Below are 13,545 nucleotides of genomic sequence, written 5' to 3'. Positions count from 1 at the left end.
TGACGGTTTGCTTGTTTTGAAACTTCAAACCTTAAACTTCAAACTTCAAACAAATTGAATATGCAAGTTATAGTATCGCCAGGCGCCATACAGGGAACCGTTACCGCCAATCCGTCTAAAAGTGCTATGCAGCGTGCAGTAGCAGCCGCCCTGCTCAGCAAGGGGAAGACGGTTATTCATAATCCCGGGTTAAGTAACGACTGCCTGGCAGCGCTGGAAGTAGCAGAGAACCTGGGCGCTAAAATAAAACGGGTAGAAGAAGAAGTAGAGATCACCAGCAATGGCGTAAAACCTTTCTACGACAGTATCAACTGTGGCGAATCCGGTTTAGGTATTCGTATGTTCACGCCCATAGCTGCTCTGGCAGATATTGCCATCACCATTGAAGGACATGGCAGCCTGGCCACCCGTCCCATGGGCTTTTTTGAAGAGGTGCTGCCCCAGCTGGATGTGGAGTGTTCTACCAACAATGGTAAGCTGCCCCTACACATCAAAGGTCCACTGAAAGCAAAGAACATCACCATAGATGGTTCGCTGAGCTCCCAGTTCCTGACTGGTTTGCTGATGGCCTACGGTTCCGTAGCAGAAGATGTGACCATCACCGTAAAGGATCTGAAGAGCAAGCCTTATATCGCGCTCACCCTGCAGTTGATGGAGCAGTTTGGCGTAAAGGTGCAGCAGGAGAATTTCGAGCATTTCCGTTTCGGGAAAAAGCAAACTTACCGCGCGGGGGAGTATACTGTAGAAGGTGATTGGAGCGGTGCTGCTTTCTTACTGGTAGCTGCAGCGGTAGCAGGTAAAGCAGAAGTGCATCACCTGAACATTCACTCTGCACAATCTGACAAAGCCATCCTGGAAGCCCTGGAGAAAGCAGGCGCGCATTTAGCGCCCGGCGTCTTTACCGTGATCGTAGAGAAAGGCAGGCTGCAGGCATTTGAGTTTGACGCTACTGATTGTCCGGATCTGTTCCCTCCGCTGGTAGCGTTGGCTGCCAACTGTAAAGGCATTACCCGGCTCAGGGGCGTAAGCCGCCTGGCGCATAAAGAAAGCGACCGTGGTGTAACCTTGCAGGAAGAGTTTGGCAAGATGGGCATCGTGATAGACCTGCAGGGCGATGAGATGCTGGTGCATGGCGGTACCGGTATCAAGGGCGCAAGGGTGCATTCACACAACGATCACCGTATTGCGATGGCTTGCGCAGTAGCTGCTTTAACAGCCGACGGCCCGGTGCAGATAGATAATGCGGAGGCCATTAACAAATCATACCCTGAATTTTTTGAACATTTGCAGAAAATCGGGGGTATCGTACAGAAAGAAGAAGTTAAGATCAATTAAGCAGTTTCATTTTTTTAAATCTGATTTCAATGAATGGTTTTGGTAGAATATTCCGGGTAAATGTATTTGGAGAGTCACATGGCGCCAGTGTAGGCGTCAATATCGACGGGGTGCCCGCTGGCCTTCCGTTAAAGCAGGAAGATTTTTTAGAAGACCTGGAGCGTCGCAAGGGCGGTTCCAGGGGCACTACGCCCCGTAAAGAGGAAGACCTTCCATACATTAAATCCGGTGTATTCAACGACCTCACCACTGGGGCGCCCATCACCATTCTATTCGAAAATAACAACACCCGTAGCGCTGATTACGAAAAGCTGCGGGAGTTTCCCCGTCCGGGCCACGCAGATTTTGTAGCCACCAGGAAATACGGCGGCTTTGAAGACTACAGGGGAGGGGGGCACTTCAGTGGCCGCCTGACCCTCAACCTGGTGGCAGCCGGTGTGATTGCCAAAAAGCTCCTCGGCGCGGGTATCACTGTTACGGCTAAGCTGAAAGAAGTAGGCGGTTACGCCGATCCTGAAGAAGGCCTGGAAGCAGCCATTGCCGCCAAAGATTCTGTAGGCGGCATTGTAGAATGTGTGGTAGATGGTTTGCCCATCGGCCTGGGAGAGCCCTTCTTTGACTCTATTGAATCTTGCCTGGCGCATGCCGCCTTTTCAATACCCGCCATCAAAGGCGTTGAATTCGGTTCCGGCTTTGCCGCTGCACGTATGAAAGGCCTGGAGCATAACGACCCTATCATAGACTCCACTGGTAAAACGGCTACCAACCATGCCGGCGGCGTGGTTGGGGGTATTACCAATGGTAATCAGCTGGTATATCGGGTAGCGGTAAAACCAACCAGCAGTACACCTAAAGAGCAGCAGACCTTGAATATCAAAAGCGGAGAGGTAGAAACTTTCAGTGTAAAAGGCCGTCATGACCTTTGCATTGCACTGCGTGTACCCGTAGTGCTGGAAGCGGTGACAGCGATGGTGCTGGCAGATTTTATGCTGCTGGAACAGCGGGTGGGAAGGGTTTGGAAGTAATCCGCATAGTTGTGGGTCTTCAGTCTGCGTCATTGCGGGAGCAGCGGGAAGGAGCCGGTCTTCAGTCTGCGTCATTGCGAGGCGCAGGGGGAAAGAGCGGGTCTTCAGTCTCCGTCATTGCGAGGCGCAGCGGGGATAAGGGCGCGGAGCGACGAAGCAATCTTTTAACATCATTTACACGCTAAAAGATTGCTTCGGCCAATTATTTATTCTTTCACAATCTCCAATAATTCTACTTCAAATATCAACGTACTACCCGGTCCAATCTTCGGTCCTGCCTGGCGATCTCCATAAGCCAGATCAGACGGAATGAACAGCTTCCATTTAGAACCCACCGGCATCAGCTGCAAAGCTTCCGTCCAGCCGGGGATTACCCCGTTCACAGCAAAGCTGATAGGCTGGCCTCTGTCTACAGAGCTATCGAACACGGTACCATCAATCAGGGTGCCATGGTAATGCGTTTTCACTTTATCTGTCAGCGCGGGTTTCGGCCCGGTGCCCTCTTTGATCACCTGGTACTGCAAACCGCTGGGCAGTGTGGTTACACCTGGTTTGGTTTTATTGGCTGCCAGAAACTGCTCTCCGGCGGCTTTGTTCTTGGCAATTTTTTCTGATGCTGCTTTCTGCAGGAAGTCTCTTATGCTCATATCACATTGTTCTTTTGATAATAATAAAGGCTGGTTTTTAAGCACGTCCTGAATGGCTTTCATTAACAGGTTCGCGTTCAGGTTGGTAAGGCCCTGACCTTTGAGGGAGTTGCCGATATCCTGGCCAATAGCGTAGCTCACTGAATCAATGCTGGTTTTCAGTGCAGCAGGCTTAGCGGCAGGTTTTGCCTTGGGTTTGGCTTGTGAAAAGCCTTGCAGACTAGCCAGGCCCAATACCCCCAGGAATAGGATTTTTCTGATCATATGTTCTTGGATTCTATATTGGCCGGCAAGATAGGGAAATTATGCCGTAGCAGCTATAGCTGTAAGTAACATAATGGCAACGAATGCAAAAGAGAGGGTAATGAGGAGAATAGCCTTTTTCATAATGTGGATTTGAAGTGAAGATAGGAGGTTTGAGGGGGAATGTCAATACAGAAGATCGAAATTTATCACTTGTTCATTCTCGCTTGTAATAAACCATAGATACGGTTCATTTCCCCTGCATTAAAGGGCGAGCCCTTAGAAACAAGTATTTCCCCGTTTTTACCAATAATAAATGCTTTGTGTTCTTCTTTCAATATTAAACTTAAAGTGTCCAGTTCAGCCTTGGTGAAGGGACTATCAACATACCGGTAGCCGCTTACTACTATGGAATCTTCGGTTTGGTACACCTCCTCTATATGCACAAATTTATAATACGAAAGGCCATCAGGAATTTCGTCCTGGATGGGCTTTTTAGCGTAGCTGATGGCGAAGGCTGTTCCCGTCACCAATAGTACAATGCCAATTACAAAAAGATATCTGGAAAGTAGCGGTTTTTTCATACGGATGACAAAAGCTGATAGCAGGTACAATAATCCCATAACGCCTGCTATTTTTCCAAAAAGGCCGTATATGATGAAAGTCGGGTCCTGGAATGTTGAAGATAATCCTAATGCGATGACAACGGCAAGTATAAATAGAGAAAATGCAGTTAGTGCATTAGTTATTTGATCTCTTTTCATAAGTAGTGCATAATATCTGTAATTCCTATTTATTCTCCTCTTGAGTCATTTACCTTTTTGGCGTTAGCAGGCAATGCATAGCCATTAGTTGGTTTTGGTTCAGGATTAGGATTTGTCGTATTTGACCAATCGTACACAGAATTTTTCATATTTCCCACCTGTTCCAAACCATCTTGATCTCCTCTGTACGAAGCCTGAAAATATGACCGGATATAAAAGGGTTTAGCTCCGACTTTTTCGAGTTTCAACATAGTATCATGATCAACCTCTTCTTCCAGGTTGGCTCCTCTGCCTGCTTTCCACTGGTACTTGTCGGCTAAGGTAAAATAAATATCCCCCAATACTTCCTTTTTGCCGTTTTTATCAATATTGACAGTGAATTTGCCTGTACCGTATATGGAATAAGAACCTAATGCTGTACCAAGATCCGAGATTACAGCGCCTCCCTGTTGGTAGTCAACGTGGGAACTAACCGAGAAACTATGTGTACCAGGCTCCTTCAAGGCAAATATCTGTGCCAGCGCTTGCTTTTTTATAAATTTCTCAACAGTATTAACCTGATGGTTGAAAATCCAGCTGCCACCTGCATGAGACAACGCTTTGTAACTTAGTATGTCGTATCCGCCTTGTCCCTCCATCCATCTGGTCATCAACCTGGCTGAGAGGTACCTGCCATAAAAAGTAAATAAATGTACTCTGTTAAAAGCGGTAGTAACCGCATCTGATGTTGAAGCCCTATCATCATTTGGTAATCGGTTGATGTTATTGGCAAAGGTAGTTTTAATGACAGGTATTGCCTTTTTATAATATTTATCCGGATCGGATTCCTCTTCTCCATCCCGGTCAACAAATTTGATAGGTTTATTACCTGCATATTGATATGGGGAATACCAGGGATATTGCTGCGTTAGCGGATCCACGGATAAGAACTTTCCAAGCCTTGGGTCATACACTCTCATGCCGTAGTCTATTTGGTTTCCCTCTCCCTTTACTTCATTATCTTTTTCCTTGCCATTATAACCGTATCTATACCCATTGCCGGAACTATAGCTACGTCCGGGCTGCAGCATTCCAAATGGATAATAATCATTAGCACTGACTATATCTGCATTGTAATAGTCTATAGTGCCGTCCGTGTTCTCATCTGCTTCTTTTTTCTGTCAGTGACAACCGCCATCACATTCCCCCTGGTATCCGTAAGTTCATAGGTCCTTTGTCCCCGGATATAGGAGATGCCATAAGCAAACCCAAGCCCGGGCAGATAAGAAATTTCGGGCGCCTCATTCCCATAAGCATCGAAAATCAACTGTTCCGCGTATTGTTCATCGGGTACGATCAGGTTGTTGATTTTGTCGTTGATTGTATCTTGCCGCTGTTGTAAACTTATTAATCCCTCCCGGAGTTGCCGCCTGCTTGTCGTCCCAGAGGTGGGTTTGTATAATCCGGAATCAAGATTGTTTAACCAACTTAAATATTGCTGTTTCCCGTCCTCTGCCTGTTGCCACTGTAGTTCCAGCCAACCCCGGTACAATAGGAATACGTCTTCTCTTTCTCTTAATAGAGACGCGTATTTTCCAGGTTTCAGAGGAACGCTGTCCATCAGCTTCCCTTCCAGGTTATACACGAATAGTCTATTGGGCGATCGGCGTCTTATTTCGATCCTGGCGGCTGCTGCGATGGGGTCAGCGTTAAAAAATGTAGTGCCATTGGAGTTCGTAAGCATCATGCCGGCTAGCACGTTTCGGGTACGGCTGCTGTCAATGTGATTGCTGACAAGCTGCCTGGGGGATTTGCTGTCAAATATTCTCAGTTGCAGATATGTTTTTTTCATTAGTGACTCAATAGCTACTATCCTTTGCAGCATGGTCCCCGCTAACCTGATGGAAGGTATGTTAAATATGATCCGGCTATTGTAGGCAGTGTCTTCCAATGCAGCCTTGCCATGCAGGCGGTAAAGGCGCTCAGCCTGTGCGATGTAAGAAATATCTTCGTAACGGTAATCACGGTAAAAGGAAAAGGGATCGAGCGTACCGCTAATCAGCTGATCATAGATGTCATTTTCTGGCTGTATGGAATCAAAAACTTTGCCGTAGCAGCTAAACCATTTCAGCTGCCGGGTGTCTTCCCTGAGCACCGCCATATTCACATAACCGCCTTCCCCATCTTTTCGGCTATAAATGTGCAAGCCCGGCTGCCTGGAGGCCACCTGCTTCAATAGGGGATCAACCCGAGGGTCTTGCTTAATATCCGTTTGCGCTTTACTATGTGAATAGATCAGGATAAAAGAAAAGACGAGAAAATGGGATAACGCTTTCATATGTATAGGGTATCAGATAACTTAAATATCAAGCTAACGGATGCTAAGATAAAAAATGGATCAATAACTTGGACGATTTGTGGAAGCTTTGATTAAATTTTATTTGTAATATTATTGAAGAACTGAAACCCGGTTAATATTATTAAAACCTCTCAGCAATGCAACATAACGATGGGAAGACATTTTATCACTTTTCCGAATATAACAGCGATGACGCGCAGAAAAGATTATTGGAGCTGCCCTCATTCGGAGCATTCCAGCAGGAGCGGGACCAACATTTGGAGGCTGAGCCGGTGATCGAGCAAATGGAGTTTGTAGAAGCGACATATACCATTTTTTAACTTAAAAGCAGAGTAGATAAATTTTAAGAAAAAACCTTGGTTAAATTGTAAGGATTGTATAGGTCATGCGACTAATAGTTCAAAAATCATCAACAACTTGAACTATTAATTACGGAACCATGATCAGCAAGGTATTTTCTATTGCAGAGAAGAACTATCGCCAGTGGGCGCCTTTATTTTTACGCTTAGCCATAGGTACGGGATGTATAGTGCATGGTTGGGCAAAATTAAGCAGGGGACCGGCAAGTTTTGGAAAATTGCTTATCCAGATGGGAGTTCCTTTTCCTCACGCTATGGCATGGATAACATCCTTAACAGAGCTTTTTGGAGGACTTGCAATACTAATGGGGGCTTTTGTAAGTATAACTGCCATTCCGCTTATTGTCACCATGTTGGTTGCCATGTTTACCATTCAAATCAATTATGGCTTCAGTTCTGTTAAAACGATTGGCCTGACACCTCAGGGACCGGTATTTGGGCCTCCGGGGTATGAAATCAATTTGTTGTATATCGCAGGGCTGGTTTCTCTTATGATTACAGGCGCGGGTGCTTTATCAATTGATGCGTTGACGGCGAGGAAAATTTATAACCGGAAAGAGCCAAACTTGGCTGGGGAGAAGTAGTGTTATTTACCGTATGATTTATGTGACTTCGCAGCTATAGATTGTATGTAATTACATATAATTGAGAACGATAACAAAGAAGTATTAATAAAGCTGGGACAAATCCTCCGGCAAGCAAGAAACCAAAAGAAACTTACCCTTCTTGAACTCGAAGTTGCCACCGGCATCAGCGAGGGTGATATTTCCAAAATAGAGAACGGCAAAAAGAACTTTGCTGTAACTACTCTCATCAAACTTGCCTAAGGGTTAGATATCTCCCTTTCAGAATTATTCGCAGAATTTACCCAAGCAAAAAAATAATCCTTTGATTTAAATCTCACCCAAACCCATGTATCCCGACACCAAGACATTTCATCGTCGATAAATTAATCTTCACGCCAAAGTAACAGTTTCCCCCATCCATTACTTCAACAACCTCTTTTTTCCACCTATCACCCCATGTATGGCATAACCCATTTACCCAAACAATTTTCTCTCCTTTATCATTCATTACAGCAACATACTGCCTTTTATATTGATACTTGGAAAAATCAATTCCAAAGCTCAATTTATTCTTCTCAGGAATTGACGGTTATCGACAACCGGCATTATTGGTGTCAACTGATTCCAGGCAGCGGGGAACTTATCCAAATGAGATAATACAGCCTGGTACATTTCCAACAGATTTAATTGTCTTCTTGTCACTTTTTTAAATTTTAATTGTTAATAAATATTGCTTTTCGTGCCGGAGAAGAAGCCCTGCAAGCAGAAGCCAACCAGCATCGTTTTTACATCTGCAGCTGTATAGGTTATGCGATCAACGTTGACAATGCAATGGTAGAACAAAGAAAAATGAGTGATTTTCTCATTTGAGAAAATCCGAATCAGTTTTTTATCAAAAAATTTTGTAGTGGCCTGTTTTTGGTACCGGCGCTTTCCAGAAATATTCTTGTCAGCAATTTAAGACGACAGCAATATCCTGATAGATCGAAGGTGTTCAATGTAAGATGGCAGATGTGCGCTGCAAGCTGACAGATGTATCGTGCAAGCTGACAGATGTGCGTTGCGTGCTGACAGATGTATCGTGATAGATTGAAGGCGTTCGATGTAAGATAACAGATGTGAGCTGCGAGCTGACAGATGTGCGTTGTAAGCTGACAGATGTATCGTGTCAGACGATAGATCTGGATTAAAAGCTGACAGGCATTTTGGGTAACCAAATCCAACTTTTAATTACCCCCATGCAATTTGATGATCCAGATCAACTTTTTTTAATTTACGTTATCATATTTTTGCTTAGACCTGTCGATAATAATCATTAAATAATCAAAAACCATTATCCAATGATTAAGCCGGTAATTAAACTATTACGGGCTCATAATGCCTATTTCGAGCCGCTGTTCCTGGAGCTTAAACGCCGTATTGTTTTCAAGCATTTTTCTCCGCAAGAACTTGTCCTCAGAGAAGGAGACGTCTGCCGGTACATTTACCTTATTGTAAAAGGTGGATTAAGAGCTTACATGCTGAAGGGGCAAAAGGAAATTACTACCTGGGGTATGCTCGAGAACGACCTTGCAGCTGCGGCCGACAGTTTCTTCCTGCAAATTCCCAGCAGGGAGTATATTGAGGCGTGTGAGGACACCGAAGTGATATGCCTGTCCCATGAGGATTACTGTTTGCTTTGCGATGCTTTTCCCGCTTTCCAGAAAATGGTCCTTAAACTGCTGGGGCAATATTATGCTAAGTTCTATCAGCGGGCGGTCGACCTTGTGGTATTAACAAAAGAAGAAAGGTACCAGGAGCTCGTTGAAAAAGAGCCGGAACTGGCACGACGGTTACCGCTCACTCATATCAAGTCCTACCTTGGCATGAGCCAGGCGGCTTTAAGCAGGATTAGAGACAAAGGCAACAGTTAAGCTAATGCTATTGCACTCCTTCCCCTATAAAACGCCCTTTTTGCCCACTGAAACCCCACTGAAACCCCGGTGAAACACCACCCCCCTATACTACTCGTAATAATACGATGGGTACTTAGGGCTAGAAAGCTAAATATTTTATAATCAGCACTTTAATTCAGATAAAAGAAAACGGGACAAAAGGTGAACCCTCTTGCCCCGTTCCTTAAAGAAAACTTACTTTTTTACTTCACCACCGGCAATTCCACCTTTGATGCATGCTCCGCATCATGGTAGATCTTGATCGTCGCCTTCTGGAAATCCTTGTCATCACAATGATATATATCCGTGAACACCTGCGGATTCCTATCCACCAGGGGGAACCAGCTGCTCTGCACCTGTATCATAATTTTATGACCCTTCTGGAAAGTATGCGCCACATCCGGCAGCGTAAACTTCACCTGCGTAGGCTTACCCGGTTCAAAGGGCTCCGGTTTTTCCAAACTGTTGCGAAACTTACCCCGCATCACCTCTCCACGTACCAGCATCTGGTAACCACCCATCGGATAAGTAGCAGAAGGCACCCGGCGATGCTCGCTCGTCGCATTGTCTTCATATTTAAAATCATCCGGGAACACATCTATCACCTTTACGATAAAATCAGCATCCGTACCACTAACGCTTACCACCAGGTCGGCCGTGATGGGACCCGCCAGGCTCACATCATGCGGCAGCGCTTCACTTTCAAACACCAGCACATCCGGACGGCGTGCAGCAAAACGCTGGTCGTCCGTCATATAATTGATGGTACGGGTAAAGTGCACATCCTCTGTATAGGGTACCGGTTTGGCGGGATCGCTGATATACTCGCTGAATGAGTTGCCGGCAGCAGGTTTGGAAAATCCCAGCTTACCATCCGGCAGCAGGTACACGGACTGTGGCTGCATATCTGCCGGCGGCCATTGCGCTAACTTTTTCCATTGATTTTCACCGGTAAAGAAGATAGTAGCTTCCGCAATGTCCGGTTCCGCGCCTTTGCCTTTCAGGTAGTAATTGAAGAACGGAAACTCTATGTTTTTAAAATACCATTCAGCCGTGTTGCTGCCAAAACGTACATTGCCCAGGTGATCGCCATGCTTGCTGGCCCACTGCCCATGATACCAGGGGCCCATTACCAGACGGTTGTTGGTACGCGGGCTCTGCTTTTCGATAGCGGAATACGTATGCCAGGCGCCAAAGCAATCCTCCGCATCAAATACACCGCCTACTTCTAACATGGCCGGCTGTACGTTCTGCAGATGCGGCCGCACGTTCCTGGCCTTCCACCACTCATCGTAATTGGGATGGCTGTACAGGTCTTTCCAGAAAGCAATACTATCGCCCATCAGCCTGGCAAAGTTTTTCAAAGCCCCTGTTTCCAGGTAGAATTTATAGCTGTCCTGTGTATAATAGGTAAAATCTTTAGGGCCGACAGTAGTCGGCTTAGGCCGTGGCTGACCAAAACCTGTGTAGAAAGAAAAGCCGTCAAACACAAAGAAGGCCCCGTTATGATGAAAATCATCTCCCTGGAACCAATCCGTCACCGGCGCCTGGGGGCTTACTGCCTTCAAAGCCGGGTGACCGCTCAGCGCTGCCATTGTGCTGTAAAAACCAGGGTAGGAGATCCCCGTTACGCCCACCTTGCCGTTGTTGTTCTGCAGGTTCTTTACCAGCCAGTCGATAGTATCATAGGTGTCACTGGCCTCATCAATATCATTTTTGCCCTTTTTATTGGGATTATAAGGCCGTACATCCACAAAGGTACCCTCACTCATCCAACGGCCTCTTACGTCCGTTACAACGAGGATATAGCCCTCTTTCATGTAATTCAGCCATTCGGTACGCCAGAAGGGGCGATATTCCTTCTCCCCGTATGGTGCACAGCTGTAGGGTGTACGCGACATCAGTATCGGATGCTTCTCCGCATTGTCCTTCGGCAGGTACACCGAAGCAAACAAACGGACCCCGTCCCTCATCGGGATATAGACCTCCTTCTTCGTATAGTGCTCATACATCCAGAGAGAGTCTTCATTAACGGCTTTTGCCAAAGCCGGGAATACAAGCAGGATGGCTAATGCCAGCCACAGGTGTTTTCTCATAAGTCGATTTTGGTTTAGATCAAGCGATAAATTTACTAATTTCGGCGTATGCACATAGAACAATTCCGTGAGTATTGTCTTTCTTTAAAAGGCGTGACAGAAGAATTCCCGTTTGGAGAAGAAACCCTGGTATATAAAGTCATGGGAAAGATGTTCGCCCTGACCAGCATCACCTCCTTCGAAAGCGTTAACCTGAAATGCGACCCGGAAATTGCAATCGAATTACGCGAGCGCTATGATGGTGTCACCCCGGGCTATCATATGAATAAAAAACACTGGAACACGGTAGATATGCACGCCGGTATCTCCGACAAACTGATCTATTCCTGGATCAAAGACTCTTACGAACTGGTAGTAGCCAGCCTCCCAAAAAAGGTAAAGGATGACTTGCTAAAAAGTTACTAAAACTAAATTGTCTAATTCACATTTAATATCCTTAAATTTGGCTGTAACGTTATGAACTACTAGCCAATGAAAGAAGGCCTTTCCCATTTGGAAGCATCTTGGCTGCAGCAATTGCAACAGAATAGTGAACAGGCATTGGCAATGCTCATGAGGCATTATTATGCTGATCTCTACAATTATGCTGCAAGGTTTGCCCGGGATGAATCCGTGATCAAGGATTGCATTCAGGAAGTATTTATAAGCCTCTGGCAAAGAAGAGAAACCGCAGGCACTATTCTCTCACTGCGGTATTATCTGCTGCGGGCCGTTAAAAATAAAGTGCTTAAAGCCCTCTATTATAATGACCGCAAAACAGGCTTAGACTATTTCCAGGGTGACTATGATTTTTTCCATGAATTCTCTATTGAACGCATCATCATCGAAAAACAGATCTCCGAAGAAAAAGCCGAAAAGGTAAAACGTACCCTTGCCCAGCTTAGCAAAAGGCAAAAGGAGGTGATCTATCTTAAATTTTACCAGCACCTGGACCACGGACAGATCGCCGAACTGATGAGTGTCAGCCGCCAGTCCGTTTATAACCTCCTCCATGAGACCATCCAGAAGCTCAGAACTCTCTGGCATACAGAGTTTATAACCCGTTAACGGCTGCTCAAAAAAATATTTTTAAATTATCCAGTAGAATCTGCTTAATCGCGGAACTTATATAGGTAACAAGGCGCTATGAAAGATTTCCGGTTGTTCGATATTACCGACTTTGTGCTTGACGAAGACTTCATACGCTGGGTGCATGAGAAAAAAGAAGAGGACGAGACCTTCTGGAATAACTGGCTCCGCCAGCATCCGGGTAAACATCTCGTTATAGCAGAAGCCCGGCGAATTTTGGAGTCGCTTAAAACAGCGGAATCTTCCATTCCGGATCATGTGGTGACATATGAAGTGAACAGGCTGATGCAAACCATCCGGGACCAGCACGAACCTACCCGGCTCACCGCCCGCCGCCGCCATATCTGGTGGTACGCAGCGGCAGCCGTTATGGCAATCATATTGACTGTAGCAAGTGTGAAATATGTTTCCTTAGGCGGGAAACCCAGTACATCCAAAGTTTCTTACGCCTCGCTGACGGCCGACAGACGCCTGACCGAAAACGTGAACACGTCTAATGTACCTGTTCGCCTTTCACTGCCCGATGGTAGCAGCATCGAGCTCGCGCCGCATAGCCGCATCAGCTACGCCAGGAACTTTGACAGCGCCGGTACCAGGGACATTTACCTGTCCGGCGAGGCCTTTTTCGACGTAGCCAGGACGCCTAACCGGCCCTTCCGGGTCTTTGCGAACGATATCGTTACAAAAGTATTAGGCACCAGCTTCAGCGTCCGCTCTTTTGAAGCCGATACCACCATACAGGTGATCGTCAGAACAGGTAAGGTCAGCGTATCCGCCTTCAGTGAAAACCCGCGCCAGACCGCCGCTGATGTAGCCAGCAGCCCTGACGAAGTAATACTGGCGCCCAACCAGCGCCTGGTATATGAAAAGGCCGCACAGAAATTCCAGAAAGTGCTGCTCGAAAACCCGGTGATGACCCTGTCTGCCGAAGCAGACCGTAACATGGTATACGATGAAGCGCCACTGGATAAAGTGTTCGACGCTATCGCCAGGGCCTATGACATTACCATCGTATACGACACTGAACTATTACAGCATTGTACCGTAACAGCAGACCTCCGGCACGAGCCCTTCTATCGTAAACTGGACCTGGTTTGCAGAGCGATAGGCGCTAATTATGAAGTGATCGACGGACAGGTGGTGATACAAGCCGGCGGCTGCGATTGAGAG

General features: G+C 46.2%; 14 protein-coding genes. 9 read left to right on the top strand and 5 right to left on the bottom strand.

The features are described from left to right. Positions 1-60 precede the first annotated feature (60 nt). Together aroA and ACR9Y8_RS10300 are read left to right on the top strand one after the other, a co-directional pair. Complete coding sequence (gene aroA, locus ACR9Y8_RS10305; protein ID WP_481213173.1) at positions 61-1,335, top strand: 3-phosphoshikimate 1-carboxyvinyltransferase; 1,275 nt, start codon at positions 61-63, stop codon at positions 1,333-1,335. Positions 1,336-1,364: 29 nt separating this feature from the next. Next, positions 1,365-2,360 (top strand): chorismate synthase, encoded by a 996-nt coding sequence (locus tag ACR9Y8_RS10300; protein WP_481213172.1) that lies wholly within the window; start codon positions 1,365-1,367, stop codon positions 2,358-2,360. A 206-nt stretch (positions 2,361-2,566) separates the two neighbouring features. On the opposite strand, the gene bamJ is transcribed toward ACR9Y8_RS10300, so the two are convergent. The 4 genes from bamJ to ACR9Y8_RS10280 all read right to left on the bottom strand — a co-directional run bounded on the left by bamJ (position 2,567) and on the right by ACR9Y8_RS10280 (position 6,331). Continuing rightward, positions 2,567-3,271, bottom strand: a complete 705-nt coding sequence (bamJ, locus tag ACR9Y8_RS10295; protein ID WP_481213171.1) for a BamJ family beta-barrel-assembly machinery protein — start codon at positions 3,269-3,271, stop codon at positions 2,567-2,569. Between the two features lie 188 nt (positions 3,272-3,459). Next, a complete protein-coding gene (locus tag ACR9Y8_RS10290) occupies positions 3,460-4,014 on the bottom strand; it encodes a hypothetical protein (protein WP_481213170.1) in 555 nt (184 codons plus the stop codon). Positions 4,015-4,043: 29 nt separating this feature from the next. Then, complete coding sequence (locus tag ACR9Y8_RS10285; RefSeq protein ID WP_481216221.1) at positions 4,044-5,117, bottom strand: RHS repeat domain-containing protein; 1,074 nt, start codon at positions 5,115-5,117, stop codon at positions 4,044-4,046. Positions 5,118-5,134: 17 nt separating this feature from the next. Continuing rightward, positions 5,135-6,331, bottom strand: coding sequence for a hypothetical protein (locus tag ACR9Y8_RS10280; RefSeq protein WP_481213169.1), 1,197 nt, complete (start codon positions 6,329-6,331; stop codon positions 5,135-5,137). 158 nt (positions 6,332-6,489) lie between these two features. Here ACR9Y8_RS10280 and ACR9Y8_RS10275 point away from each other — a divergent pair, with 158 nt between their 5' ends. The 4 genes from ACR9Y8_RS10275 (at position 6,490) to ACR9Y8_RS10260 (ending at position 9,190) form a co-directional block, all read left to right on the top strand. Continuing rightward, entirely contained in the window at positions 6,490-6,672 is a 183-nt protein-coding gene (locus ACR9Y8_RS10275; protein ID WP_481213168.1) for a hypothetical protein, read from the top strand. Between the two features lie 119 nt (positions 6,673-6,791). Continuing rightward, complete coding sequence (locus ACR9Y8_RS10270) at positions 6,792-7,295, top strand: DoxX family protein (RefSeq protein WP_481213167.1); 504 nt, start codon at positions 6,792-6,794, stop codon at positions 7,293-7,295. A gap of 57 nt (positions 7,296-7,352) precedes the next feature. Next, positions 7,353-7,538, top strand: a complete 186-nt coding sequence (locus ACR9Y8_RS10265) for a helix-turn-helix domain-containing protein (protein WP_481216220.1) — start codon at positions 7,353-7,355, stop codon at positions 7,536-7,538. A gap of 1,079 nt (positions 7,539-8,617) precedes the next feature. Next, complete coding sequence (locus ACR9Y8_RS10260) at positions 8,618-9,190, top strand: Crp/Fnr family transcriptional regulator (protein WP_481213166.1); 573 nt, start codon at positions 8,618-8,620, stop codon at positions 9,188-9,190. A 224-nt stretch (positions 9,191-9,414) separates the two neighbouring features. On the opposite strand, the gene ACR9Y8_RS10255 is transcribed toward ACR9Y8_RS10260, so the two are convergent. Further along, entirely contained in the window at positions 9,415-11,307 is a 1,893-nt protein-coding gene (locus ACR9Y8_RS10255; RefSeq protein WP_481213165.1) for a CocE/NonD family hydrolase, read from the bottom strand. Positions 11,308-11,355: 48 nt separating this feature from the next. Here ACR9Y8_RS10255 and ACR9Y8_RS10250 point away from each other — a divergent pair, with 48 nt between their 5' ends. The 3 genes from ACR9Y8_RS10250 to ACR9Y8_RS10240 all read left to right on the top strand — a co-directional run bounded on the left by ACR9Y8_RS10250 (position 11,356) and on the right by ACR9Y8_RS10240 (position 13,542). Then, complete coding sequence (locus tag ACR9Y8_RS10250) at positions 11,356-11,712, top strand: MmcQ/YjbR family DNA-binding protein (RefSeq protein ID WP_481213164.1); 357 nt, start codon at positions 11,356-11,358, stop codon at positions 11,710-11,712. Positions 11,713-11,778: 66 nt separating this feature from the next. Then, positions 11,779-12,354, top strand: coding sequence for an RNA polymerase sigma factor (locus ACR9Y8_RS10245; RefSeq protein ID WP_481213163.1), 576 nt, complete (start codon positions 11,779-11,781; stop codon positions 12,352-12,354). 78 nt (positions 12,355-12,432) lie between these two features. Then, the gene (locus ACR9Y8_RS10240) at positions 12,433-13,542 is read left to right on the top strand and encodes a FecR family protein (RefSeq protein ID WP_481213162.1); all 1,110 of its coding nucleotides are present in this window, start codon (positions 12,433-12,435) and stop codon (positions 13,540-13,542) included. Positions 13,543-13,545: the final 3 nt, after the last annotated feature.

This window comes from Chitinophaga sp. SVR4-12A (genome assembly GCF_056754765.1).
This window is presented reverse-complemented; position numbering and strand designations above follow the sequence as displayed.

Excerpts from the sequence above, each read along its gene's own strand:
- aroA (WP_481213173.1), top strand. The coding sequence starts at position 61 with ATGCAAGTTATAGTATCGCCAGGCGCCATACAGGGAACCGTTACCGCC.
- ACR9Y8_RS10300 (WP_481213172.1), top strand. The coding sequence starts at position 1,365 with ATGAATGGTTTTGGTAGAATATTCCGGGTAAATGTATTTGGAGAGTCA.
- bamJ (WP_481213171.1), bottom strand. The coding sequence starts at position 3,271 with ATGATCAGAAAAATCCTATTCCTGGGGGTATTGGGCCTGGCTAGTCTG.
- ACR9Y8_RS10290 (WP_481213170.1), bottom strand. The coding sequence starts at position 4,014 with ATGAAAAGAGATCAAATAACTAATGCACTAACTGCATTTTCTCTATTT.
- ACR9Y8_RS10280 (WP_481213169.1), bottom strand. The coding sequence starts at position 6,331 with ATGAAAGCGTTATCCCATTTTCTCGTCTTTTCTTTTATCCTGATCTAT.
- ACR9Y8_RS10275 (WP_481213168.1), top strand. The coding sequence starts at position 6,490 with ATGCAACATAACGATGGGAAGACATTTTATCACTTTTCCGAATATAAC.
- ACR9Y8_RS10270 (WP_481213167.1), top strand. The coding sequence starts at position 6,792 with ATGATCAGCAAGGTATTTTCTATTGCAGAGAAGAACTATCGCCAGTGG.
- ACR9Y8_RS10260 (WP_481213166.1), top strand. The coding sequence starts at position 8,618 with ATGATTAAGCCGGTAATTAAACTATTACGGGCTCATAATGCCTATTTC.
- ACR9Y8_RS10255 (WP_481213165.1), bottom strand. The coding sequence starts at position 11,307 with ATGAGAAAACACCTGTGGCTGGCATTAGCCATCCTGCTTGTATTCCCG.
- ACR9Y8_RS10250 (WP_481213164.1), top strand. The coding sequence starts at position 11,356 with ATGCACATAGAACAATTCCGTGAGTATTGTCTTTCTTTAAAAGGCGTG.
- ACR9Y8_RS10245 (WP_481213163.1), top strand. The coding sequence starts at position 11,779 with ATGAAAGAAGGCCTTTCCCATTTGGAAGCATCTTGGCTGCAGCAATTG.
- ACR9Y8_RS10240 (WP_481213162.1), top strand. The coding sequence starts at position 12,433 with ATGAAAGATTTCCGGTTGTTCGATATTACCGACTTTGTGCTTGACGAA.